Origin of the sequence: Streptomyces sp. NPDC088725 (assembly GCF_044751305.1) — a bacterium.
Lineage (GTDB): Bacteria > Actinomycetota > Actinomycetes > Streptomycetales > Streptomycetaceae > Streptomyces.
In genome coordinates this window covers 52962-76411 of the sequence record NZ_JBIVLO010000005.1, presented here as the reverse complement: position 1 = coordinate 76411, position 23450 = coordinate 52962, and the positions used below count along the sequence as shown (strand labels likewise).

Sequence of the window (23450 nt, the reverse complement as noted above, 5' to 3'; positions counted from 1 at the left end):
AACTCCTGACGCGCACGTCAGGGTCAAGCCGATTCTGGTCGGTGCTCCGGTGCGGGCTGATCCTCCGAGCGCTGTGTTCGCTCCTCGGAACTGGTGACAGAGGCCTGCGACATGGCCGGTGATGACAAGCAGCGTGCCTTGTTGGTGACGACCGGCTTGCTTCAGGGGACCCGAGAGGGCAGCTCACCCCGTCCCGAAAGTGACACCAATCGTGCTTCGGCACAGGTGTTTTGTGCCTCGTCACGCTCAAGTTCTTTGTAAGAGAGGGCAGTTCGGCGGGGCACCGCGCGCCGCCGTATGCCGTCGCGGGTCTAATTGCCTCGACAGAGCCCGAACGTGGCTGCCAGGCGGCACGCATGACCTATGGAATCGAGTCCCACTCCGCCCGGTGAGCGCCCAGGAAGAGCGCGACGCGCTCGCCCTCCCGCCCGCCCTGTACGACCAGGCTCTGCACCTGCTGAGCCAGTCTCCCGAACAAGTCCCGCCCCGGCGCGGTTTCTCCTTCTCCCCGCGGCCCGGACCGGACACGGTCCCGGTGGACAAGGGCCCGCTGGACGCGACGCTGCCCCGCGAAGAGGCGCAGAGCGCCTTCCGGGATACGCAGCACGCCATCCGAGAAGCGCTGAACCCTCTACCGGCCGACTCGGCCACCCTGCACCGCCGCCTCGCCCCGCTCGGCACGGGCGACCGCCACCTGTACCTGATCCGGTCCGCCGTCGCGAAGCTGCCGTTGCCGGACGATCAGCGGGAAGCGGCCCGTTCCCTGGGCCGGCAGCTCACCCGGACCGGGACCACGGGACCCGCCGTCGCCGTCGGCCTCGCCTTGCTCAGCCGCCTCGGAAAGCCTGAGGACATCCCGTGTCTCGTTGCTCTCAGCGTGTTCCGGAAGTTCACCCGCCTGGCCGTCGACGCGCGGCCGTCATCTGGCTCCACTTTCGCGCGCGCCGCGAAGAGGCCCTGCCACTGGTTCGCGCCCTGTGGACGGGGGACCAGCGGACCATCCATACGGAGCTGGTCGCCTTCCCCGCCAGACGCCAAGTTCTCTGAAGCACCCTCGCCCGCCGGATCGCAGAGGCCGTCCAGCTGCCCGACCTGCTCAATCAGCACCCCTCCGACACGGCTCTGCTCACCCTGGCGGCCAGGCTCCTGGTCGTGACGGGTCGCTCGCATGACGAGCCGACCGACCTCCTCGCCTACCGCGACGCGCCCGCCCTGTACGAGAGCGTCGTGACACGGGCCGGCCTCCTGCCTCCCACCCTCGACACCCACGCCACGATGCTCTCGCTCGCCCTTGACCTGAGCGGCGATCTCGGCATGCTGCTCGAGTGGCCGCCCGGCCGGCGCGAGGCGCTGCTGGAATCACTGGGACGGCTGCTGGCCGAGCCCGAGTGGGCCTCGTTGACGGACTCCGACGCGGGTGCGGCGGACCGGCCGACGGGCGAAGCGGCACAACGGCCGACGGGCGGCGCGGACCAGCGGCTGCGGGCCGAGTGGATCCGGCGCACCGGTCGGCGACCCTTCCGGCGTCCGGCGACGCCCGACAGGCTGCGCGTCGAGGTGGCGGCGAGCCAGCGCTCGTCTCCCGGCTGTCGCCACAGGCACACCGTCACCACCGGCGTGCCGTCCTCATCCGTGAAGGCGGGCTCGTCGACAAGGTGCCGGAAGACATCGGGGACGGCGTCCACCACGCCGGGCCACGGCGTGGGCACGTCGTCCTGGAGGTACGGGGTCAATGGGGACGCGTGATCGAAGCCGCGTGTGTATGCACCGGCGGGAGAGAAGACGACGTCGAACTCGTCGCCCGATCCGTCGCGCATCGAGGCGAGTTCATCGGTCTCCGACCAGTTGGCGTTGAACGCGTAGTACCGCTCGCCGTCCGGGTTCAGCACCGCCTCGGCCATGGCGATCGACCGGCAGAGGTCTCGCAGCGACGGGATGTCGGGCAGCATCCCGGCAACGTCGTGAACAGTCATACGGCACATCCAAGCGGATGCCACTGACACCGCTCCCGACCACCGGCCGGCCGCCGCCGCGCCCGGCGACAGCGCGCGGGACGACGTAGCCGAGCCGGTGTCAGTGCCTGGTGGCATGCTCTGCGGGCATGAGCACCCGTCCTTCGCGCGACATCGCCGACGCCCGCGAACTGATCCGCGCGCGCCTGGAGCCGGCCGTGGCAGAGCCGTTGGCTGCCTTGATCCGGCCTTCCCTGGCGTTGGCCGTCATAGCGGCGGATGACGCGGCGACCAGTGCGGCCGGTGAGAGTGCCTTCGGCGGTCTTCCACGCCTTCCCGCGGACACCGACTGGCCCGCCTGCCTCGGTCGGCCGATGCATCTGCTCGCCCAGCTCGACTGCGCTGCCCTGGCGCCGCTGTTCGACGGGGACTGGCCTCTGCCGACCGACGGGCACCTGCTGTTCTTCCACGACGACGACTTTGCCGCCCCATTCTCCGCCGACCGCGGCGACGACGGCTGCCGCGTCCTGCACGTGCCCGCCGACGCGGCGGTACGGCGGCCGGCGCCGGGAACCGGCAGCCTCGCCGCCCGGCCCTGGACCGCCGGCCCTCAGCCCTCGCTGCCCACCTACATGGACGACGAAGCCATACGCGCGGTCCCTGGCGACGGCCTGGTGCTGTTCGAGCTCGACGAGGACTTCACGGCCCGCTTCCCCACCCCGCGCCAACGGCTCCTCGGCTGGTGCGACGACACGAACACCCCGAGGCCCGAGGGGCATCGCCCGCTCCTGCAACTGGAAGCCGAGGCCGGCACCGCGTGGGGCGAGGTCGTCAACGTCTCCTTCTGGATATGCGAACAAGACCTGCTCGCCGGGAACTTCGACCGCGTCCGCCGCTCCTACGACGTCGCGTGAGCGCGACACCACCGCAGGCGTGGCCACCGTACGGAACCTCTCGCGCGGCCGTGTACCGCTGTCCGCTCAGACACCGAAGCGGAGTTCTGGCCGGGACCAGAGGGTGATGTCGCTGCTGGTGGCGACCGCCAGAACGAGGCCTGAGGGAGAGAAGCCGGCGGCGCGGAATTCCGAGTACCGGGAGTGGAAGACGTGCCACCACGTCCCTCCCGCCGGTCCTTCGTTCAGCCCTCCGTCGGTGGAGAGGATCACCCGGTCGTGGGGCCATTCGGGGCTGACGACGTCCAGGGTCCAGCCGTCCGGTGTGGTGCTGTGCAAACCGCCGCCGAAGAGCCCGGCGATGCGAACCTGGGTGCCCGCGATCGGGCCGAGTCCGGGGCAGCTGAGGTCCGGCGACGCGTCGGGGGTGCTGGTGTCGGGGTCGGGATCCCGGTCGCGGGCGATCTTCTCGCCGGTGACCGCGTCGAACAGCCCATGGCCGTCGCCGGACACGACCATGACGAGGTCGTGCCCGCTGTCGGGATGAACGGCGAAGCCGATGCCGAGCAGCCCGCCGATGGGGATCTCACCGTCCGACACCTGCCGCCACGGCTCCGGGGCCTGCGTGACTGGGGCGTCGATGTAGCGCTGACGCAACTTCTGTTGAAACTCGGTGATCAATTCGTCTCCTCGGTTCTGCCCGCGTCGAGGGTCTCCCGGGCAGCGGCCCCCGCCGCTTGGCCGGCGTGGTCAGCCGCAGGAACAGGTTGGCTGGTGGATCACGCACGGCGCGCCCCGGGTGGGTGCCTCAAGCCGTGAGGAGACGGCTGTCGAAGCCGGCGGCGAGGAGAGATTCGTACGCGGCATGCACGTCTTCCGGGACGTCCTGTTCGATGGCGAAACCGAGCTTCGGATACTCGATCACTCGCTGGAGGTCGCCGACGAGCATGTCCAGGACGAGTTTCTCGTCGCCGATGCTCTTGAGGTAGTCGTTGAACTCCAGTGGCTCCGAGGCACAGATGATCTCGACCTCGGGCCACAGCTTCCGAGCAGTGGCGAAGGAGCGTCGCTCCATGTAGGGCTTGGAGACGAGCAGCACCGTCTTGGGTGTGATCCCGGCGGCGGCCAGCACTCCGCGGGACAGGGTGATGTTCTGGCCGGTGTTCCCGGCGTTCGGCTCCAGCAGGATCGCCTCGGCGGGGACGCCGTGGTCGATGGCATGCTCGCGGAAGTGCACGGCCTCCCCGCGCGGGAACACCTTGGCAGTGGTGGGGCTGTTGCCGCCGGTGAAGACCAGGTGGGGGAAGAGCCCGGCGCGGTACAGCTCGGCGGAGAAAGCCGCCACCCCCAGGTCGTGGCTGCCCAGGCCGATCGCCACGTCGGCGGTCCGGACCTCGTGACGCATCTGGTGATAGTTCCAGATCAGCTCTGCCTGCTGCCACTGGTCCTCGGTGAGGGCCTTCTGGCTGTCGCTCACGCGTGTCTCTCCCTGATCACCGTCGCCGGGGCTCGGCCGGCCCCTCGCTCATGGCCTTGATGCCCTCGATACTGCGCAGTTGGTGCACGAGTCCGAACTGCGCGGCCACCTTCGCGGTCCGGTCGAGGACGACCAGGCCATCATCGCGGGTGTCCCGGTCGGAGAGCAGGATGTGACCGTGAGCGGTGTCCAGTCGCACGCGTTGCACGTGCTCGCGCTGCCCGACACCTACGGCGTCGTGCTGCCCGCCGCCTCCCACCTTGGGCGCAAGGCGATAGAGGCCGAGCGGGAGAAGCGGATCGAGACGGCCGGGGCCCGTCTGCTGCTGGTCCGCGGCACGCGCCGTGCCCGCTCCAGGCACGGCCACTCCAGCCCTGCCGGCGGACCCGTCCGCCGCGAAACGCCGGGACACGCCCCGGCCCCGAACGCCGAGACATGAGGCTCACCGTGCCAGACCCTGTGCAGCAGTTCTTCACCGCGAAGCCCGAATCGGTCGGCCAAGCCCGCGACTTCGCCTTGACCACTCTGTACTCCTGGGGGCTGTCGGCCCACGCCGAGGACATCCGCCTCTGCGTCTCGGAGCTGGCATCCAACGCGGTCGTCCACGGCTCCGCCCCCGGCCATGGCTTCCTGGTCAAGCTCGAAGCCGATGAGGACTTCGTACGCCTGGAAGTGCACGACAGCCGCAGCAGTTGCCCCGAAGTCCGGCATCCCTGCGCCAGTGACCCGTCAGGCCGCGGCCTGCTGATCGTCGAGGAGTTCTCCGACGGCTGGGGGGTCGAGGAGCGCCTGCCGCTCGGCAAGGTCGTCTGGTCCCGCTTCAAGGCCGGGCAGGCGCCGTGCTGACCCTCACGAGCGACAGCCGCCTGCACATCGGCATTCACCCCGTCCCCGCGAACGACACCAAGGGCGACCCCGAGCACTGGCATATCGACTTCCGGTACCTCTTCCACACCGGCGCCGAGGTCGGACCGCTCCCGACCGAAGAGGTCACCGACGCCGCCTGGCGCGAGATCGACAGCATCAGCGAAGACCGCCTCCGCCGGCGAATCGGCAGGGCTCATCGCTGATGCCCTCAGTCGGCCGTCCTCGCTCTCTCCGTCCCTTACGGCGCGGGGACGGCCTGATCACTGCCCACTAACTCAATTGGCGGCCGCGCCGAACCACTTCGGCAGGTGGTCGAGCAGGGCCGCCTGGTCGTCGCCGGCCCACGCCACGTGGCCGTCCGGTCTCAGCAGCACCGCGGGTACGTCCAACTCCTCGGCTACGTCGGCTACATGGTCGACGCGGTCCGCCCAGCCCGCCACGGACAGGCGGCCGGTCCGGTCGAGCAGCAGGCCGCGACCGTCGTGCATCAGTGCGTAGAGGCGGCCCTGCTTCAGGTTCATGTCCCGCATGCGCCGGCCGAGCAGTTCGTGGCCCTCGCCGAAGTCGTAGTTGACGCCGACCGCGGTGATCAAGCCGGTCACGTAGCGGTTCACCTCCTCGAAGTCCATCAGCTTCGAGAACAGCCCCCGCAGCGCGGTCGCGCCCGGGTCGGTGCCCAACAGGGTCATCTGCGCACGGGTGTTGTTCAGTACGTCCGCGCCCACCGGGTGCCGCTCGGCGTGGTAGCTGTCCAACAGCCCTGCCGGTGCCCAGCCGTTGACCTCGGCGGCCAGCTTCCAGCCGAGGTTGAACGCGTCCTGCACGCCGAGGTTGAGACCCTGCCCGCCGGTCGGCGGGTGGATGTGCGCCGCGTCGCCGGCCAGCAGCACCCGGCCGAACCGGTAGCGCTCGGCCTGCCGGGTGGCGTCGCCGAACCGGGAGAGCCAGCGCGGCGAGTGCGCGCCGAAGTCGGTGCCCGCGGCGGCCCGCAGCCCGTGCTTGAACTCCTCCAGAGTTGGCGGAGTCGTACGGTCCTCGGCCACGCCTTCGGCGGGCGTGACGATGCGGTACACCCCCTTGTTCCCGTCCACGTCGGGAATGGCACCGAACCGCAGTTGGGTCTTGCGGACCTCCTCCACGACGGCGGCGACCGCTGCCGGGTCCTCGGTCAGCTCCATGTCGCCCAACAGCGTCTCGACCTTGGCCGGTTCACCGGGAAAGCCGACGCCGAGCAGCTTGCGCACCGCGCTGCGGCCGCCGTCGCAGCCGACGACGTAACGCGAACGCAGCCGCGTGCCGTCCGTCAGCTCGACGGTCACCCCGTCGTCCTCCTGGCTCAGCCCGACCACTTCGCGGCCGCGCCGGATCTCGGCGCCGAGTTCGAGTGCGCGCTCGGTGAGCAGCCGCTCGGTGACCTGCTGCGAGGCGGCGATACCGTACGGATGCGCCGTGTCCAGCCGTTCCGGCCACTGCTTGTGGATACCGCCGAAGAAACCGCCGACCTGGAACTTCTCGCTGACCGCGAGGAACCGTTCCAGCAGGCCGCGCTGGTCCATCAGCTCGACGCTGCGCGCGTGCAGGCCGCGCCCTCGGGACTGCTTTGTCGGCTCGGTCAGCTTCTCCAGCACGACCACGTGCACGCCGTGCAGGCGCAATTCACCGGCCAGCATCAAGCCGGTCGGTCCGCCGCCGACCACGATCACGTCCATCACGAAAACCCCCAGGGAACGAAAATGAATTCCGGCCGGCCGGTTTGACGTTCCCGCGCGGCCCATACGATGCCAAAACCGCACACAATCTACGAACCCTCGGTTTCCGGCCTTCGGTCGGTGATTCTGCGGCACGACCGGGGCCTTGCCGCAAGCCCCCCAGCGCGCTATACGTTGAATACGGAAGGGAGTGGACAGTCCTCCTTTCCTTTTTCACGAGGCACCGGGACCCTGTGGCGGCTACCGTCTTCCGCCATGACCGAAGCGGCCGACGAGGCGACCACCGAAGCGAGCTACCTGCGTGCCACGCGGACGGCCTACGACACCGTCGCCGTCGCCTACGAGGCGCTCCTCCGCGACGAACTGAGCGCCAAACCGCTGGACCGCGCCATGCTCGCCGCGTTCGCCGAATCCGTGCGGACACCGGGCACCGGGCCGGTCGCCGATCTCGGCTGCGGACCCGGCCGCGTCACCGCTCACCTCCGCGCTCTCGGCGTGGACGCGTTCGGCGTCGATCTGTCGCCCGAGATGGTCGCGGTCGCCCGCCGGACGTACCCGGGCCTTCGGTTCGACGAGGGATCGATGACCGGTCTGGACCTGGCGGACGGCTCCCTCGGCGGCGTCGTCGCGTGGTACTCCACCGTCCACACCCCGCCGGAGCTGCTGCCGGCCGTGTTCGCGGAGTGCCACCGGGTGCTCGCCCCCGGCGGCCGGATGCTCCTGGCGTTCAAGGCCGGGGCCCAACGCCGGCACCTGGTCCACGGGTACGGCCACGACCTGTCGCTCGACGTCTACTGGATGCCTCCCGACCAGATCGCCGACCTCATGGGTCGGGCCGGCCTCGTCGTGGACGCCCGGATGGTCCGCGAACCCGATGCGAGCGAGAAACCACGGCAGGGTCGGCAGGCCTTCTTCCTCGCCCGCAAAACCGATGGATCTTGATCGCGGCGGCGGGCCCGCGCCTCCGTGCGATGCTGGGGAGCATGACCCTGGAGGACCTCGTACGGCTGCGCCGCGCGCGGGACACGATGGACCGCGACTACGCGCGTCCGCTGGACGTTCCCGCGCTGGCGCGCGTCGCCCTCATGTCGCCGGGGCACTTCTCGCGCAGCTTCCGCGCCGCCTTCGGTGAGACTCCGTACCGCTACCTCATGACCCGCCGGGTCGAGCGCGCCAAGGCGCTGCTGCGGCGGGGCGACATGAGCGTGACGGAGGTCTGCTTCGCGGTCGGATGTACGTCACTGGGGTCGTTCAGCTCGCGCTTCACCGAGCTGGTCGGCGAGAGCCCCAGCGTCTACCGGGCCCGCCGCCACGAGGCCGGCGCCGCGATCCCGCCGTGCGTCGCCAAGATCCTCACCCGTCCGGTCAGGATGATCGAGGAACCGGTCAGGATCGGAGAAGCGGAATCAGCCGCCGCCTCGTAGCTTCGAAGACATGAACATCAAGCTCGCACAGTGCTTCATCGCCGTCGACGACCACGACAAGGCTCTCGCCTTCTACTGCGACGCCCTCGGTCTGGAGATCCGTAACGACGTCTCGTTCGAGGGGATGCGCTGGGTGACCGTCGGTTCACCCGCACAGCCCGGCGTGGAGATCGTCCTCGAACCGCCGCTCGCCAACCCCAACGCCTCGCCGGCCGACAAGCAGGCGATGGCGGAACTGCTGGCCAAGGGCATGCTGCGGGGCGTGAACTTCTCCACCGACGACTGCGACGCCACCTTCGAACACATCCGGGCCGCCGGCGGCGAGGTGCTGCAGGAGCCGATGGACCAGCCGTACGGCGTCCGCGACTGCGCCTTCCGCGACCCGGGCGGCAACATGCTCCGCTTCACGCAGCCCATCAAGCGGTAAGCACCCGCTCGACCGCGCCGGCGCGCGTCCGTGGGGATGCGCGTCCGCGCCGACAATGGGAAGCACACGCGCTGCTCGGCGCCCAGCCGCACACGCCCGGCCCTTCGGCGCCCAGCCCCTCACGCCCAGCCCCGCACACGCCCCGCCTCACACCTGGAGACCCGATCAGCATGGCCACGAGGAAGGGCCCGCAGTCACCCGCGTCCGTACCGTCGCCCGCGTCCGTACCGCCGCCCGCGTCCGTCCAGTCGCCCGCGGCCCACGCCGCCGACGTCCACGACCTGATCCGCGTGCACGGCGCGCGCGTGAACAACCTCAAGGACGTCAGCGTCGAGATACCGAAGCGCCGGCTGACGGTGTTCACCGGCGTCTCCGGCTCGGGCAAGAGCTCGCTGGTGTTCGGCACGATCGCGGCCGAGTCGCAGCGGCTGATCAACGAGACGTACAGCGCCTTCGCGCAGGGCTTCATGCCGGCGGCGGCGCGGCCCGAGGTCGACGTACTCGACGGGCTGACGACCGCGATCATCGTCGATCAGCAGCGGATGGGGGCCGACACCCGTTCCACGGTCGGCACCGCCACCGACGCCAACGCGATGCTGCGCATCCTCTTCAGCCGGCTCGGGAAGCCGCACATCGGCCCGCCCAACGCGTACTCCTTCAACGTCGCCTCCGTCCGCGCGAGCGGCGCGATCACGATCGAACGCGGCGCCGGGAAGACCGTGAAGCGGACCTTCACGCGCACCGGCGGCATGTGCGTGCGCTGCGAGGGCCGGGGCACGGTCTCCGACATCGACCTCACCCAGCTCTACGACGACTCCAAGTCGCTCGCCGAGGGCGCGATCACCATCCCCGGTTACAAGGTCGACGGCTGGTGGACCGTACGGCCGTTCATCGAGTCCGGCTTCCTCGACCCGGACAAGCCGATCCGCGACTACACCGAGACCGAGCTGCACGACTTCCTCCATCACGAGCTGACCAAGATGAAGGTCAACGGCGTCAACATGACGTACGAGGGCCTGATCCCGAAGGTCCAGAAGTCGTTCCTCTCCAAGGACAGGGCGGCGCTGCAGCCCCACATCCGGGAGTTCGTCGACCGCGCGGTCACCTTCACCGCGTGTCCCGACTGCGGCGGAACCCGGCTCAGCGAGGCCGTCCGGTCCTCGAAGATCAAGAAGATCAGCATCGCCGACGCGTGCGCGATGCAGATCAGCGACCTGCACGCCTGGGTGAGCGGCCTCAAGGAACCGTCGGTCGCGCCGCTGCTGACGGCGCTCGGCGAGACCCTCGACTCGTTCGTCGAGATCGGCCTCGGCTACCTCTCGCTCGACCGTCCTTCGGGCACGCTGTCGGGCGGCGAGGCGCAGCGCGTCAAGATGGTCCGCCACCTCGGCTCGTCGCTCACCGATGTCACGTACGTCTTCGACGAGCCGACCGTCGGCCTCCACCCGCACGACATCCAGCGGATGAACGGTCTGCTGCTGCGGCTGCGCGACAAGGGCAACACGGTGCTGGTCGTGGAGCACAAGCCGGAGACGATCGCGATCGCCGATCACGTCGTGGACCTCGGTCCCGGCGCCGGTACGGCGGGCGGCACGGTCTGCTTCGAGGGCACCGTCGACGCGCTGCGCGGCAGCGGCACGCTCACCGGCCGCCATTTCGACGACCGGTCCGCGCTCAAGAAGAAGGTACGTACGGCGACCGGCACGCTGGAGATCCGCGGCGCGAGCACGCACAACCTGCGCGCTGTCGACGTCGACATCCCGCTCGGGGTGCTCGCCGTCGTCACCGGCGTCGCGGGTTCGGGCAAGAGTTCGCTCGTGCACGGGTCGATCCCGGCCGGTGCGGACGTGGTGTCCATCGGCCAGGGCGCGATCCGCGGCTCGCGGCGGAGCAACCCGGCGACGTACACCGGACTGCTCGACCCGATCCGCAAGGCGTTCGCCAAGGCCAACGGCGTGAAACCTGCGCTGTTCAGCGCCAACTCCGAGGGCGCCTGCCCCAACTGCAACGGCGCCGGTGTCGTCTACACCGACCTGGCGATGATGGCCGGCGTCGCCACCACGTGCGAGGAGTGCGACGGGAAGGGGTTCCAGGCGTCGGTGCTGGAGTACCACCTCGGCGGCCGTGACATCAGCGAGGTGCTGGCGATGCCGGTGACGGAGGCCGCGGAGTTCTTCGCCGCCGGTGAGGCGCGCACCCCGGCCGCGCACACCATCCTCGGCCGCCTGGCCGACGTCGGCCTCGGCTACCTCCGCCTCGGCCAGCCGCTCACCACCCTGTCCGGCGGCGAGCGGCAGCGGCTCAAGCTGGCCACCCACATGGGCGAGAAGGGCGGCGTCTACGTCCTGGACGAGCCGACCGCCGGCCTCCACCTCGCCGACGTCGAGCAACTGCTCGGCCTGCTGGACCGGCTCGTCGACTCCGGCAAGTCCGTCATCGTCGTGGAACACCACCAGGCGGTCATGGCCCACGCCGACTGGATCATCGACCTCGGCCCCGGCGCGGGCCACGACGGCGGCACCATCGTCTTCGAAGGCACCCCGGCGGACCTCGTCGCGGCCCGCTCCACGCTCACGGGCGAGCACCTGGCGGCATACGTCGGCGCCTGACGGACGGCCGCGCGGAGGTATCTGCCGGAGGTCCCCGTGCGGACCCGTACGGAGCAGGCGCACGGGCGTTCTCAGGCGATCCCTGCCCCGGGGCAGGACCGTGTGCTCCTCTGCGGTGGCCGTGCCGGAGAAAAGTCAGAAGAATTCCAGGAGCGCTGTCGATTCGGGTGTCCCTCGTTCGACGCACAGGTGAGAGGCGGCGGAAAGGCCCCGCCCTCCCGCACCGAGGAGTCACCATGCCGCGTTATCTGACACTGATCCGTATGGACGAGCAGACCGTGCCCAGCGGGCCCAGCCCCGAGACCGCGCAGCGGATGGGCGCGCTGTTCGAGGAGATCACCAAGGCCGGGGTCATGCTGGACACGGCCGCGCTCACGCCGACCTCCGAGGGCACCCGGGTCACCTGGTCCGGTGGGAAGGCCGGGTACACCGACGGGCCCTTCACGGAGACCAAGGAGGTCATCGGCGGGTACGCCATCCTCCAGGCGAAGGACAAGGCGGAGGCCCTGGAGTGGACCAGGCGGTTCCTTGAGGTCCACGAGATGGGCGTCACCGCCGAGGTGCGCGAGATCGCCGAGGGCTGATCGGGCGGCCGCTCCTTCACCCCGGCCGCACCCCGCTGCCGTCGCGTTTGCTCCGTCACCCCGCTGCTGTTCTGATGGGTGGACGTGACGGCAGCAAGCGCGACCGAAACGGTCGAAGCGGTCTTCAGGATCGAGTCCGCGCGGATCATCGCGGGAGTCGCCCGCATCGTGCGGGATGTCGGCATCGCCGAGGAGCTGGCGCAGGACGCACTGGTCGCCGCGCTGGAACAGTGGCCGGAGTCGGGTGTCCCGGACAGGCCGGGCGCCTGGCTCATGGCCGTCGCGAGGCGCCGCGCCATCGATCTCGTACGGCGCAAGGAGACGTACGCGCGGAAGATGGCGGAGGTCGGCCGGGCGCTGGAGGACGTGCCGCCGCCCGGCCCGGAGGCCACCGCCGTGAGCGGCGACGACATCGACGACGATCTGCTGCGGCTGATCTTCACCGCGTGCCATCCCGTGCTGTCGGCGCAGGCCCGGATCGCGCTCACCCTGCGGCTGCTCGGCGGCCTGACGACCGGGGAGATCGCGCGCGCGTTCCTCACCTCGGAGCCGGCGGTCGCCCAGCGCGTCGTCCGCGCGAAGCGGGCCCTCGCCAAGGCCGGGGTCCCCTTCGAGGTGCCGTACGGCGACGACCGCACCGCCCGGCTCTCGTCGGTGCTCGAGGTCATCTACCTGATCTTCAACGAGGGGTACTCCGCGACGGCCGGCAACGATCTCGTACGCCCGGCCCTGTGCGAGGACGCGCTCCGGCTGGCCCGTGTCCTGGCGGGGCTGATGCCCGGGGAGCCCGAAGTGCACGGCCTGACGGCCCTCCTGGAGATCCAGGCCTCCCGGATCGGGACACGCACGGGCCCCGACGGCGAGCCGGTGCTGCTCGCCGACCAGGACCGCTCCCGGTGGAACCGCATGCTCATCCACCGCGGCATCGAGTCCCTGCACCGCGCGGGCCGCGGCCCGTACGCCGTCCAGGCCGCCATCGCCGCGTGCCACGCGCAGGCGGTCCGCTACGAGGACACGGACTGGGCGACGATCGCCGCGCTGTACGACCGGCTGATGACGCTCATCCCGTCACCGGTGGTGGAGCTGAACCGCGCGGTCGCCGTCTCCATGGCGCAGGGCCCGGCAGCCGGTCTCGGTCTGCTGGACGACGCGCTGGCGCACGAACCGGCCCTGGCCGGCTACCACTTGCTGCCGAGCGTCCGCGGAGACCTGCTGGAACGCCTGGGTCGTACGGAGGAGGCGCGCGCCGAGTTCACACGGGCCGCGTCCCTGACCCGCAACGAGCGCGAGCGGGACCTGCTCCTGGGACGGGCCGCGCGCTCCGCCGCGTCCGGCTCCTGACCGCGCACTCCTGGCCGGCCGGTCCTGACCGCGCGCTCCCGGCCGGCCACGGCTGAACGCAGTGCTGATCAGCCCGCCGGTACCGGCGCGTCCGGCGCGATCAGCCCCTCCTCGCGCAGCGCCGACCAGAACGCTGCGGGGATCTTCTCGTCCAGTGCCGCGACATCCTCGGCGATACGGCTGGGCCTGGTCGCGCCGGGGATCACGGCGGCGGTCGCCGGGTGCGCCAGGGAGAACTGCAGCGCCGCCGCCTTGATGGCCGTGCCGTGCCGCCGCGCGAGATCCTTGATCCGCTCGACCCTGGCGATGATCTCCGGCGACGCCTTCTGGTACTCGAAGTGCTGTCCGCCGGCCAGGACGCCCGAGCTGTAGGGGCCGCCGATCACGATGTCGACGTCCTGTTCGGCGGCCGCCGGCAGCAGGCGCTGAAGTGCGCGTTCGTGGTCGAGGAGGGTGTAACGGCCGGCCAGCAGGAAGGCGTCGGGCCGCGGCTCTTCCAGGTCCAGGGTGAGTTCCAGGGCTTCGACGCGGTTGACTCCCACGCCCCACGCCTTGATGACGCCTTCCTCACGCAGCCGGGTCAGCGTACGGAAGGCCCCGGTGCGGGCGCTCTCGTAGACCGCGAGCCATTCGTCACCGTAGAAGTCCTGCGCGATGTCGTGCACCCACACGATGTCGAGACGGTCGGTCTTCAGGCGCGCGAGACTGTCCTCGACGGAGCGCAGGGTGGCGTCCGCCGTGTAGTCGTTGATCATCTTGTTGGGCCGTCCGTGCTCGAACAGGCCGCCCTTCTCGCCCAGATCACGGACGGCCGGGTCCTCGGACTCGTCCAGGATCACGCGGCCGACCTTGGTGCTCAGGACGTACTCGTCTCGCGGGTGGTGCGCCAGTACGTCGCCGAGCCTGATCTCGGCCAGCCCCGCCCCGTAGAAGGGCGCGGTGTCGAAGTAGCGGATGCCCTGGTCCCAGGCGGCCTCGACCGTGGCCGCGGCCTCGTCGCCCGGGATCGCGCGGAACATGTTGCCGAGCGGGGCGGTGCCGAAGCCCAGGGGGCCGGGGAGCAGTGGTGCGAGGGTCACGGTGTTCCTTCATGGTGGGGAATGTGTACGGGGGCGGCGTCCGACCGGTGGAGTACGGGTCCGCGCCGCCTGCGCCTTCGAGGCTAGGCTCGGCTTGTTGAGTCTGTCCAAGACTCACTCAGTCATAGTTGAGTCCTCAGAGGTCTTACATCGTGGATCTACGTCAGCTCCGCTACTTCGTGGCCGTCGCCGAGAGCGAACACGTCGGCCGCGCCGCCGAGCAGCTGCACATCTCCCAGTCCCCGCTCAGCCGCCAGATCGCCCAGCTGGAGAAACACCTGGGCCTGACCATGTTCGAACGCACCCAGCAGCGCCTGCGCCTCACCTCCGACGGAAGGGTCTTCCTCGCCGAGGCGCGCGCACTGCTGCGGCATGCCGACCGGCTGGAGAATCTGGGGCGCAGACTCGGCCGTGGCGAGGAGGGAGGGCTGTGCGTCGGGTACGTGACGGACGCCATGCACACGGGGCTGCTCCCGCAGGCGCTCCGGCTGCTGCACAACGACAGGCCGGACGTCCATGTCGCCCTCTACAGCCTCCGGCCGGCCGAGCAGTTCGAAGGACTCAGGCAGCGCAGCCTGGACATCGCCCTCGCGAGCGAGCCGCCCGGTCCTGACGACGCGGACCTCACCGGAGCCCTTCTGCTGGAAGATCCGCTGCTGCTCGCCCTGCCCGCGGACCACCCTCTGACGCGACGGGACCGGCTGATCCCCTCCGACCTCGGCGAACAGCCGTGGATCGCGGTCAAGAACACCCCGGCGCCCGGGTGGCGCGACCGTTTCATCGCTTCGTGCGTCGAGGCCGGATTCAGGCCGAACGTAACGATGGAGGCCGCCGAGCCGCTGACGGCGCTGGGGCTGGTCGCCTCGGGCCTGGGCGCCGCGCTGATCCAGAAGAGCCTGTTGCGCGGCGCGCCGGAAGGGGTCGTCGTCCGCGAACTGCCCTGGTACACAGCGTCAGTTCAGCTGTGGGCCGCGTGGCACCGCATCGACCTGCGGCCCCTGGTCGCCGCGTTCCGCGAGGCGGTCCTGAACAGCGGCGGGTGACCGGGCCGTTCTCCGCGAGCCCGCACGGATCCGCTCCCGCGGGCGCCGTCGCGGCCGGGCGCGCGCTCCGGGGTCCGCGTGCTCAGGAAACGGGAAGATGGCATGTGAACACCCGCAACGGGGTTGGGCTGTTGATGGATCTCTGCGTAACGTATGGGGCTGAACACCCGCCGTGGGGATCGTATGTGACGCTCCGCCATGTCCGTACGCGGCCGTACCGGCATGCCCGGAGACGCCGAGGACAGCAACCGCACGGCTCACTGGACAAGTTGGCGCGCGAGTCGGTCTCCGGGCACCTTGCGCGCGTGCTCCCGTACGACGTACGACCCGACCACCGTCCAAGGGACCCATGACCACGACGACAGCGACAAGCGAACGCCGCGCGCGCAGAACGCGGATCCGGCACCTGAGCGTACGGTTCCGGCTGATAGCGGCCGCGGTGATCGCCATTACCGCGCTGCTCGTCCTGGTCGCCTTCGACTCCTCCTCTGACTGGCAGCAACAGACCAACCTCCGCAACGATTCGGCCACCGGCGAACTGGGCGGCGAGGCGTCTCTGCCGCTCTTCTCCGCCGCACAGGCCGAACGGCGTCTGAGCGCCGTGTATCTGGCCCGTCCGACCGCCGCCGCGAAGGAGGCCCTGGACAAGCAGCGTACGGCGACCGACGCGAGCGCCACGGCCTTCCGGCGCCTGTCGGGCTCGACACTTGAGGTCGACCACCGGCGCAAATGGGAATACGTGGAACGGGTCTACGACCATCTGAGCGCGCTCGAAGCGATCCGGGGCGAGGTCGACGACCGTACGGGAAACCCCGACCGGTCCATCGGCTACTACACCGATCTCCTGGGCAAGATGATCGAGTTCTACCAGGAGCTGTCGGCCATGGACGACCGTGATCTCGCGGTGGAGACCAGGTCGCTCGTCGCTCTCTTCTGGGCGTCCGAAGGGCTGTCCCAGGAGGACATGCTCGTCGCCGCGACCCGCGCGTCCGGCATGATGAGCACGGCGCACCGCACCATGTTCGCCGAGGCGTACGGCACGCAGCGCGTGATGTACCAGCGGTGGGTCGCCCCGGACCTCCGCGCCGGGGAGCGTGCGATGTACGACCGCATCGTCGGCAGCGACGCCTGGAGGACCAAGGAACGCCTCGAACAGGCCATCATCGCCGCACCCACGTCCAACAGCGCCGGTTCGCTCAGCGAGCCGCCCGCGCATCTGGACGAGTGGGACCCCGCCTACCAGCAGATCACCGGCGAGATCGCCGCGCTCAACCTCGCCAGGACACAGGGCCTCGTCGAGCACGGCTACGACCGCTCGGCCCAGATCCGCAACGCGGTCTACTGGAAGGTGGGCGGCAGCGGCGCGGCCGTGTTCGCGATCGGCCTGCTGCTCATCGGACTCATCGTCACGGTCCTGCGCCGCACCGGCGAGGTGCGCGCCGGGGCACTGACCGTCGCCGAGGACCAGCTCCCGCAGATCGTGCGGGACCTGCAGCACGGCAGGAGCACCGACCTCTCCGTTCTCCCGCCGCCGCAGGAGACCGCGTACGACGAGTTCGACCAGATCAGCAACGCCATCGCCCTGCTGGCGCGGCAGGCGGCCGAGGCGGCGCTGACGGTCTACGACGAACGGCGCGGCTTCGAGCAGTTCACGGCGGGCGTGAGCACCCGCGCGGTCGTCATCGTCGGCAGGCGGATGCTCACCCTGCTCGACGAGCTTCAGGAGCGCTACGGCGACGATCCCGAGCTGCTGGGGAAGCTGTACGAGCTGGACCACCAGAGCGTGCGCGTAAGGAGGTTGATCGAGAATCTGCTGCTGCTCTCGGGCAGTGAACTCGACCACCCGCACGACCGGCCCGTCCATGTCGCGAACCTCCTCATGGACTCCGCCGGCGAGTCCTCCGCCTTCAAGCGCGTCGTCAAGGACTTCCGCGCCGAGGCCTGGATCCAGCCGCACGCGGCCGGCGAACTGACCCATCTGCTCTCCGAGTTGATCGACAACGCGGCGACCTTCTCGCCCAAGGAGTTCGAGATCACCGTCCGCTCCATCCAGGCGGCGGCCGGAGTGGCCATCGAGGTGGAGGACCGGGGGCATCCGCTCGCGGCCGAGCAGATCGCGGAGCTGAACGCCCGCCTGGAAGAAGTGCCGTTGTACGGGACGCTCGCCAAGGCGTCTCATCAGCTGGGGCTGTTCGTGGTCGGACAGCTGGCGAAACGGCTGGGCGTCACCGTGACGCTGCGCGAATCGGCGTACCGGGGCGTGCTGGCCACGGTCCTCGTACCCAACGAGCTGCTGACCGAACGGCCGCAGCCACGCGAGCAGTCGGCTCCCCAGGAGCCGCAGCCGTCCGGTGAGCCGGCGCCGCCGGAGACCACCCACAGCGGACTGGTGAAGCGGGACCCGGGCCGGTCGGCGGACCGGAAGAACCCGGCCGACGCGCGCACACCCGCGAGCCCGCCGGCAGGCGGAGAAGCACCGGCACCCGCCCCCGCACAACCGTCGACCGGCCTGCCCGCACAGGCGGCAGCGCCCCGGTTCCGCACCGCCGCACCCGCGGGGCTGCCCCAGCGCCTGCCCGGCACCCACCTGGTGGAACAGCTGCGCGACGACGACGAACCTCCGTCGACCACCCAGCGCCGGCACGCGGTCGACACCCGCACGCTGGACGAGATCCAGGACGCCTTCAGCGCACTGGACGAGATCAGAACCCTCACCCCGGAGAACCACGATGAGCCTCAGTGAGCTGCCCAACGTCATCAAGGCCGAGAACGACGGCGACGCGAAGACGTACGACAACCTCCGCGACAATTTCGCCGATGTGCCGGACGTGTTCGCCCTCGTGCTGCTCTCCAACGACGGCCTCGCGAAGTGCGGTTACGGTCTGGACGACGGTGCTGTCCAGACCGTCGCCGCCGCCTGTTCAGGACTGGCCAGCCTCGGCAGGGGCGTGTCACAGCCCGTCAGGGGCGGCGAGGTGCTGCACACCAACGTGACCATGGAACACGCGCATCTGATCATCACGGCGTGCGGAGAGGGCAGCAGCCTCGTCGCCTACGTCAAACCCGATGGCTCCATCAGCGCCGCGATCCGCGAGACCGTTCGCGTCGCCCAGGCGTTCGGCCGGCAGATGGGCACCGCTGCCCGTCTCCAGTGACCGGTCCCCAGCGCCCGCGCAGGACGCGCACCTTCGCCCTGACCTCCGCCCAGGCGGAGGTGCGGGGCGGCCAGGACCCCTCCGAGCGGATCACCATGGAGTCGCTGATCCGCACGGCCGTCGAGATCGGGGCCGCGGAGAACATCCCCGAGGAGTGGCAGACCGTGATGCGGTGGTGCGCCGGTACGGGCATCGCCGTCGCCGAGATCGCGGCCCGCATGCGGATGAGACTCACGCCGACCACGGTGATGCTCGCCGAACTCCGCGCGCGCGGCCTGGTCACCCACCACGCGCCCGTGAACCGGGCGCCGGATGTCGCATTCCTCCGTAGAGTCAGGAACGGCCTTGCGAACAAGCTCTGAGGCGGACACGACCGGCGCCACCGCGCCCGCCACCGCGCCCGCCACTCTGAAGATCCTCGTCGCCGGCGGGTTCGGTGTCGGCAAGACCACCCTCGTCGGCACCGTCAGCGAAATCCCTCCGCTGCGCACGGAAGAACGCCTGACCACGGCGGGCATAGGCGTGGACGATCTGGCCGGTACGCCGGCCAAGACCGCGACCACCGTGGCGATGGACTTCGGCCGCATCACGCTGGACGACGCCGTACTGCTGCTCTTCGGCACGCCGGGGCAGGAGCGGTTCTGGTTCATGTGGAAGGACCTGCTGCGAGGTTCGGCCGGAGCCGTCGTCCTCGTCGACACCCGGCGCCTGGAACGCAGCTTCGCGGCCGTCGACTTCTTCGACAAGTACGACCTGCCGTACATCATCGCCGTGAACTGCTTCGACGGTGAACAGGCCTACACCGCCGACGAGATCGCCGGCGCCCTGCAGATCGACACGCGCACCACGCCGGTGCTGATGTTCGACGCCCGCAAGCGGACGGACAGCCGCGCCGTCCTCCTCGCCCTGCTGGATCACCTCATCGAGCGGGCGCACATCACCACCGACTGAAACTCTCGACCACCGCGCAGGCAAGTCCGCGTGCCAAGAAAGAGGAATCCGATGCCGACCGAGGCCGCTCCCGCCGGCAAAGCCGATCTGTTCGCCGACGACGTCCTCCACGATCCGTATCCGCTCTACGCGACCCTGCGCGAAACCGCGCCCGCCGTCTGGCTGGAGCAGCACGACGTCTGGGCCGTCACCCGCCACGCCGATGTCAAAGCCGCGCTCGGCGACCCGGAGACGTTCTCCTCGGTGGACGGGCTGGCCCTCACCGAGGCCGCCAACTCCACCATCATGCGCGGCACCGTCCTCGGCTCGGACGGTGCCGACCACGCACGGCTGCGGCGCCCGCTGTCCCGGCAGCTCAACCCGCGCGCCATGCGCGACCTCGTGGACAGGGTCAGGGACCGCGCCGACCGGCTGGTGGCCGGATGCATCGGACAAGGTTGCCAGAGCGAGCGAGCCCCTTTGGGTGAACAGGACTTTTTTCAGGGCGAGTTCGACGCGGCGCTCCTGGCGCAGCGGTTCGTCGCCGACATCGTCATGGAGCTGATGGGTCTGCCGGAGTCCACCCGGGAGAAGCTGATCCACGGCGCGGCGGCCACGTTCGACATGTTCGGCCCGGACAACGACCGGTTCAAGGCCTCGGCCCCGACAGCCGGCGCGATGATCGAATTCCTCTACCAGGAGGTGACCCGCGAGTCCGTGGCGCCGGGGTCCTGGATGGCGGCGATCTACGCGGCGGCCGACGCGGGCGAGCTGGACGAGGCGGATGTGGTGCCACTGATGTCCGCGTACACGGCGGCCGGGATGGACACCACCATCGACGCGATATCCGGCGCGATCCACCGGCTCGCGACCCACCCCGAGCAGTGGGAGCACCTGCGCGCGGGCCGCGCCGACGGCGAGGACGTCTTCCGCGAGACGATGCGGCTGGACGCCCCGATCCAGGCGTTCGGCCGCAGGGCCACCCGCGACACGAGCATCGACGGCGTGCCGATAGCGGCGGGCGAGCAGGTCTGGCTGATCTTCGGCGCCACCGGCCGCGACCCGCGCAAGTGGGGCCCCGACGCGGAGGAGTTCCGGGTCCGGCGTCCGGACACGGCCGACCATCTCGCGCTCGGCTACGGCCCGCACACCTGCGCGGGGAACCACCTGGCAGCGCTGGAGGCCCGCAGCCTCCTCGAATCGCTGGCCGCCCACTGCACCCGCCTGGAGCCGGCGGGCGAGCCCGTACGGACGCTGAACAACGTGCTGCACGGCTGGCGGAGCGTCCCGGTACGCGTCACGGCCGCGTGAGCGTACGAGGCGTACGAGCCTTACGAGGCGTGCGAGGCGCACGAGCCGCGTGAGCCCGGCGCGCCAGGTCCGGCGCGGTGAGGCGCGGTGAGGTGACCGGGGTCGGAGCACGGGCCGACCCCGGTGGCCTTCCCGTCCGTGACCGCGAGGTGAACCCCCACCCGCGGCCCGTGACCGGCCCGTGACGCGTCGCACATTCTGAGCGAAACCGGCCGAACGCCCGGGTCGCGCGTTCATGCTGGAGCCATGAGCGACCGTTTCCCTTGTCCGTGCTGCGGCCACCGCGTGCTGGGAACCTTCGGCTTCTACGAGATCTGCCCCATCTGCCGCTGGGAGGACGACGTGAGCCAGCTCCGCTGGGTGACCTCGCTCGGCCAGAACGGCACGTCCCTGGTGCAGGCGCAGCGCAACTACATGGAATTCGGCGTCAGCGACGAGAAGTGGCGCAGCCACAGCCGCCGGCCGTTCCTGGACGAGCACATCGACCCGGCCTGGCGCCCGGTCGACCTGCGGCGCGACTCGTTCGAGGACCCGTCCGACACCTCGGTCCCGCCCGCTCCCTGGCCCGAGGACCAGCTGACACTCTGCTGGTGGCTCCCGACCTTCTGGCGCCGCGTCAGCCTCCTGCCGCCCGGGTGAAACGCGGCGAGCTGGAGCGCGGTCTACAGCCCGAGGCCCGTGCGCAGGCGGTCGAACGCCTGCTCCGCCGTGGCCACGGCGTCCGGATGGACCTGCGCGGCGCTCTCGCCCGCCGCGATCCGCCGCCAGTTCTCCAGCGCGAGGACACGCTGTACGGCGATGATCTGGGCGGCTGCGAGCCGCCCGCCGATCCCGTCGCCGAGAGCCGCGGCCAGCGCGTCTTCCGAGCGCCGCTGGTAGCCGTACAGCCGGGCGACCAGGCTCGGGGTGCCGTACAACAGCCCGTGATACGCGAGGACTTGTTCGTCGTCATTGAGACCGGTCACCGGGTCGCGCCGCTCAAGACCCGCCAGGAAGTGCCGTTGGAGCGCGTCCAGCAGCCGTTCGCCGTCCGCGCGCCCCGCCACCACCCGCGCCGCCTCGTCCTCGTGGTCCGCGAAGCGGTGCAGGACGAGGTCTTCCTTGGTGGGGAAGTAGCGGAAGAGCGTCGGCTTGGAGACCTCGGCCGCCGCCGCGACCTCGGCGACCGGCACCGCGTCGAAGCCCTTGGCCAGGAAGAGCGCGACGGCGGTGTCGGAGATCGCCTGGAACCGCCGCTGCTTCTTGCGTTCGCGCAGGCCGGGCGCACCGGAGGCGGCGGAGGTGGGTGGCTGGTCCTGGACGCTCATGACCACGAAGCGTACGCAGGATCAGAAGATGTCCGGGCTCCACGGGCGGCGCGGGGTGCGGAACACCGCGTCCGCCAGTGCCGCCGCGCCGGGCTTCTCCTCGCTCAGGACGCCGAGCGCCGCCAGCCGTACGGCCGAGGCGTCGCCGAGGTACAGCGCGCCCAACTCCCGCACGTCCAGCGCGAGGTCGGCCGACTCCGTGGTCGGCGCGCAGGAGGCGCCGGCCGGTGAGACGTCCAGGCGGAAGCGGCCCGGTGTCAGGCCCGCCCGGTCGTGGATCTCCAGGACGAGGGTCCCCGGGACCGCGTACGTACGGGCCTCCAGGGCGCGTACGGCGTCGAGGACCCGCACCCACAGGAAGTCCGCGTGGGCCACGACCCGCGCCGCGCGCGGATCGGGAAGCAGGTCCGGGAGCAGGTCGTCGGGGGCGCGGTAGCCGGTCCTGACCGTGGTGACCCAGTCGATCGAGCAGACGAAGTGCCACAGGGCGCGCTGCGCCGCCGGGGTCAGCGCGAGCAGGTGACGCACGGACAGCGTGTTCCGCGGAGTTTTGTCCTCGGCCCACCCCCCGTCCGAGCTGTACGTGACCAGGCCCTCGATCTCGCCGGCCGCCGAGCGGTACACCGCGAAGAACCGTTCGGCCCACGGCGGCCCCACGGTTTCCTGGCCGGTTTCGAGGCGCCACCAGCGGGCGTCGCGGTCGGTCGCGCCCGGCTGCGTCACCCGGAAGCGGTCGTGGAAATCGGGGCCGAGCTTCCGTACGCCGGCCGGGTCGATCAGATCGATCCGGCCGCCGTCGTCCGGGCCCGCCCAGCGCGGGTCGAGGCCCGAACGCGGCACATCGACGCTCCAGTCGGTGAGCCAGGTGGCGGGCCCGAAGCCGTAGCGTCCGTAGATCGGGTGCTCGGCGGCGACCAGCGTGGAGAGCGCGTCCCCGCGCTCCTTGGCCGCCGCCAGATCCGCCGCCATCATCCTGCTGAGCAGCCCGCGCCTGCGGTGCGTGGCCGAGACGGTCACGTTGGAGATCGCGTTCACGGTCGGCGTCGCGCCGCCGACCAGCGTCAGCTCCTGGTCGAAGGAACGGAACGTCGCCACGCACCGCCCCTCGTCGAACGCCCCGTACACACGGTGGAGTTCGGTGTGGGCGCGTTTGGCCTCCACCGCCTCCGCCGGGGCGAGCTGCCGCAGGAACCCGGTGTCCAGGGCGCGGTGCCAGTCGGAGAACTCTGACGCGGTGACAGTACGGACCTCAAGGCTCATACGCCCCACGCTAAGCGGTCCAACAGACCGGCCGCACATGCGTTTCCACCGCCACTGGCGCGACCCGAACAGCCGGGAGCCG

General features: G+C 70.5%; 26 protein-coding genes. 18 read left to right on the top strand and 8 right to left on the bottom strand.

Annotation, left to right across the window (positions count from 1 at the left end; translation table 11 throughout):
• The first annotated feature begins 388 nt into the window (after window positions 1-388).
• Entirely contained in the window at window positions 389-1156 is a 768-nt protein-coding gene (locus ACIP6N_RS13685) for a hypothetical protein (RefSeq protein WP_401815383.1), read from the top strand.
• 37 nt (window positions 1157-1193) lie between these two features.
• Here the strand turns inward: ACIP6N_RS13685 and ACIP6N_RS13680 are convergent, their stop codons facing one another.
• A complete protein-coding gene (locus tag ACIP6N_RS13680) occupies window positions 1194-1973 on the bottom strand; it encodes a hypothetical protein (RefSeq protein ID WP_401815381.1) in 780 nt (259 codons plus the stop codon).
• Window positions 1974-2101: 128 nt separating this feature from the next.
• Here ACIP6N_RS13680 and ACIP6N_RS13675 point away from each other — a divergent pair, with 128 nt between their 5' ends.
• Window positions 2102-2866 (top strand): DUF1963 domain-containing protein, encoded by a 765-nt coding sequence (locus ACIP6N_RS13675; RefSeq protein WP_401815380.1) that lies wholly within the window; start codon window positions 2102-2104, stop codon window positions 2864-2866.
• A 66-nt stretch (window positions 2867-2932) separates the two neighbouring features.
• Here ACIP6N_RS13675 and ACIP6N_RS13670 read toward each other — a convergent pair whose 3' ends face one another.
• The 3 genes from ACIP6N_RS13670 to ACIP6N_RS13660 form a co-directional block, all read right to left on the bottom strand.
• The gene (locus tag ACIP6N_RS13670; protein ID WP_401815378.1) at window positions 2933-3526 is read right to left on the bottom strand and encodes a hypothetical protein; all 594 of its coding nucleotides are present in this window, start codon (window positions 3524-3526) and stop codon (window positions 2933-2935) included.
• 127 nt (window positions 3527-3653) lie between these two features.
• Window positions 3654-4322 (bottom strand): YdcF family protein, encoded by a 669-nt coding sequence (locus ACIP6N_RS13665; RefSeq protein WP_401815376.1) that lies wholly within the window; start codon window positions 4320-4322, stop codon window positions 3654-3656.
• 16 nt (window positions 4323-4338) lie between these two features.
• Window positions 4339-4521, bottom strand: coding sequence for a hypothetical protein (locus tag ACIP6N_RS13660; RefSeq protein WP_401815375.1), 183 nt, complete (start codon window positions 4519-4521; stop codon window positions 4339-4341).
• Between ACIP6N_RS13660 and ACIP6N_RS13655 the strand changes: the two genes are divergently transcribed.
• Genes ACIP6N_RS13655 through ACIP6N_RS13645 form a run of 3 tightly spaced genes read left to right on the top strand, consistent with a single transcriptional unit; the run spans window position 4501 to window position 5392 of the window.
• Window positions 4501-4761, top strand: coding sequence for a hypothetical protein (locus ACIP6N_RS13655; RefSeq protein ID WP_401815374.1), 261 nt, complete (start codon window positions 4501-4503; stop codon window positions 4759-4761). The two genes, ACIP6N_RS13660 and ACIP6N_RS13655, sit on opposite strands and share 21 nt — an antisense overlap.
• 8 nt (window positions 4762-4769) lie before the next feature.
• On the top strand, window positions 4770-5168 hold the full coding sequence (locus ACIP6N_RS13650) for an ATP-binding protein (RefSeq protein ID WP_401815372.1): 399 nt from the start codon (window positions 4770-4772) through the stop codon (window positions 5166-5168).
• Window positions 5162-5392, top strand: a complete 231-nt coding sequence (locus ACIP6N_RS13645; RefSeq protein WP_401815371.1) for a hypothetical protein — start codon at window positions 5162-5164, stop codon at window positions 5390-5392. The genes ACIP6N_RS13650 and ACIP6N_RS13645 overlap by 7 nt, the downstream gene beginning before the upstream one ends.
• A 72-nt stretch (window positions 5393-5464) precedes the next feature.
• Here ACIP6N_RS13645 and rox read toward each other — a convergent pair whose 3' ends face one another.
• On the bottom strand, window positions 5465-6901 hold the full coding sequence (rox, locus tag ACIP6N_RS13640) for a rifampin monooxygenase (RefSeq protein ID WP_401815370.1): 1437 nt from the start codon (window positions 6899-6901) through the stop codon (window positions 5465-5467).
• Window positions 6902-7153: 252 nt separating this feature from the next.
• Between rox and ACIP6N_RS13635 the strand changes: the two genes are divergently transcribed.
• The 6 genes from ACIP6N_RS13635 (at window position 7154) to ACIP6N_RS13610 (ending at window position 13283) form a co-directional block, all read left to right on the top strand.
• Window positions 7154-7840: a class I SAM-dependent methyltransferase gene (locus ACIP6N_RS13635; RefSeq protein WP_401815369.1), complete on the top strand. Its 687-nt coding sequence runs from the start codon at window positions 7154-7156 to the stop codon at window positions 7838-7840.
• A 41-nt stretch (window positions 7841-7881) separates the two neighbouring features.
• Window positions 7882-8322, top strand: a complete 441-nt coding sequence (locus ACIP6N_RS13630) for a helix-turn-helix domain-containing protein (RefSeq protein ID WP_401815367.1) — start codon at window positions 7882-7884, stop codon at window positions 8320-8322.
• A 10-nt stretch (window positions 8323-8332) separates the two neighbouring features.
• Window positions 8333-8749 carry a VOC family protein gene (locus ACIP6N_RS13625; RefSeq protein WP_401815365.1) on the top strand — a complete coding sequence of 139 codons (417 nt, stop codon included), beginning with the start codon at window positions 8333-8335 and terminating at the stop codon, window positions 8747-8749.
• Between the two features lie 170 nt (window positions 8750-8919).
• Window positions 8920-11358 (top strand): ATP-binding cassette domain-containing protein, encoded by a 2439-nt coding sequence (locus ACIP6N_RS13620; RefSeq protein ID WP_401815364.1) that lies wholly within the window; start codon window positions 8920-8922, stop codon window positions 11356-11358.
• A 236-nt stretch (window positions 11359-11594) separates the two neighbouring features.
• On the top strand, window positions 11595-11942 hold the full coding sequence (locus tag ACIP6N_RS13615; RefSeq protein WP_401815362.1) for a YciI family protein: 348 nt from the start codon (window positions 11595-11597) through the stop codon (window positions 11940-11942).
• 84 nt (window positions 11943-12026) lie between these two features.
• On the top strand, window positions 12027-13283 hold the full coding sequence (locus tag ACIP6N_RS13610) for an RNA polymerase sigma factor (RefSeq protein ID WP_401815361.1): 1257 nt from the start codon (window positions 12027-12029) through the stop codon (window positions 13281-13283).
• A gap of 68 nt (window positions 13284-13351) precedes the next feature.
• Here the strand turns inward: ACIP6N_RS13610 and ACIP6N_RS13605 are convergent, their stop codons facing one another.
• On the bottom strand, window positions 13352-14362 hold the full coding sequence (locus tag ACIP6N_RS13605) for an aldo/keto reductase (RefSeq protein ID WP_401815359.1): 1011 nt from the start codon (window positions 14360-14362) through the stop codon (window positions 13352-13354).
• A 149-nt stretch (window positions 14363-14511) separates the two neighbouring features.
• On the opposite strand from ACIP6N_RS13605, the gene ACIP6N_RS13600 reads away from it, so the two are divergent.
• From ACIP6N_RS13600 to ACIP6N_RS13570, 7 genes are all read left to right on the top strand, one after another.
• Complete coding sequence (locus ACIP6N_RS13600; protein WP_401816163.1) at window positions 14512-15405, top strand: LysR substrate-binding domain-containing protein; 894 nt, start codon at window positions 14512-14514, stop codon at window positions 15403-15405.
• A gap of 349 nt (window positions 15406-15754) precedes the next feature.
• Window positions 15755-18148 carry a nitrate- and nitrite sensing domain-containing protein gene (locus ACIP6N_RS13595; RefSeq protein WP_401815357.1) on the top strand — a complete coding sequence of 798 codons (2394 nt, stop codon included), beginning with the start codon at window positions 15755-15757 and terminating at the stop codon, window positions 18146-18148.
• Window positions 18135-18560 (top strand): roadblock/LC7 domain-containing protein, encoded by a 426-nt coding sequence (locus ACIP6N_RS13590; protein WP_401815356.1) that lies wholly within the window; start codon window positions 18135-18137, stop codon window positions 18558-18560. The genes ACIP6N_RS13595 and ACIP6N_RS13590 overlap by 14 nt, the downstream gene beginning before the upstream one ends.
• Window positions 18557-18922 (top strand): DUF742 domain-containing protein, encoded by a 366-nt coding sequence (locus ACIP6N_RS13585; protein ID WP_401815355.1) that lies wholly within the window; start codon window positions 18557-18559, stop codon window positions 18920-18922. Before ACIP6N_RS13590 ends, ACIP6N_RS13585 begins: the two co-directional genes overlap by 4 nt.
• Window positions 18906-19511 carry a GTP-binding protein gene (locus ACIP6N_RS13580; RefSeq protein ID WP_401815353.1) on the top strand — a complete coding sequence of 202 codons (606 nt, stop codon included), beginning with the start codon at window positions 18906-18908 and terminating at the stop codon, window positions 19509-19511. The genes ACIP6N_RS13585 and ACIP6N_RS13580 overlap by 17 nt, the downstream gene beginning before the upstream one ends.
• A 51-nt stretch (window positions 19512-19562) precedes the next feature.
• The gene (locus tag ACIP6N_RS13575; RefSeq protein WP_401815352.1) at window positions 19563-20801 is read left to right on the top strand and encodes a cytochrome P450; all 1239 of its coding nucleotides are present in this window, start codon (window positions 19563-19565) and stop codon (window positions 20799-20801) included.
• A gap of 246 nt (window positions 20802-21047) precedes the next feature.
• The gene (locus ACIP6N_RS13570; RefSeq protein WP_401815350.1) at window positions 21048-21440 is read left to right on the top strand and encodes a CPCC family cysteine-rich protein; all 393 of its coding nucleotides are present in this window, start codon (window positions 21048-21050) and stop codon (window positions 21438-21440) included.
• A gap of 23 nt (window positions 21441-21463) precedes the next feature.
• On the opposite strand, the gene ACIP6N_RS13565 is transcribed toward ACIP6N_RS13570, so the two are convergent.
• Complete coding sequence (locus ACIP6N_RS13565) at window positions 21464-22108, bottom strand: TetR/AcrR family transcriptional regulator (protein ID WP_401815348.1); 645 nt, start codon at window positions 22106-22108, stop codon at window positions 21464-21466.
• A 21-nt stretch (window positions 22109-22129) separates the two neighbouring features.
• Entirely contained in the window at window positions 22130-23368 is a 1239-nt protein-coding gene (locus ACIP6N_RS13560; protein WP_401815347.1) for a GNAT family N-acetyltransferase, read from the bottom strand.
• Window positions 23369-23450: the final 82 nt, after the last annotated feature.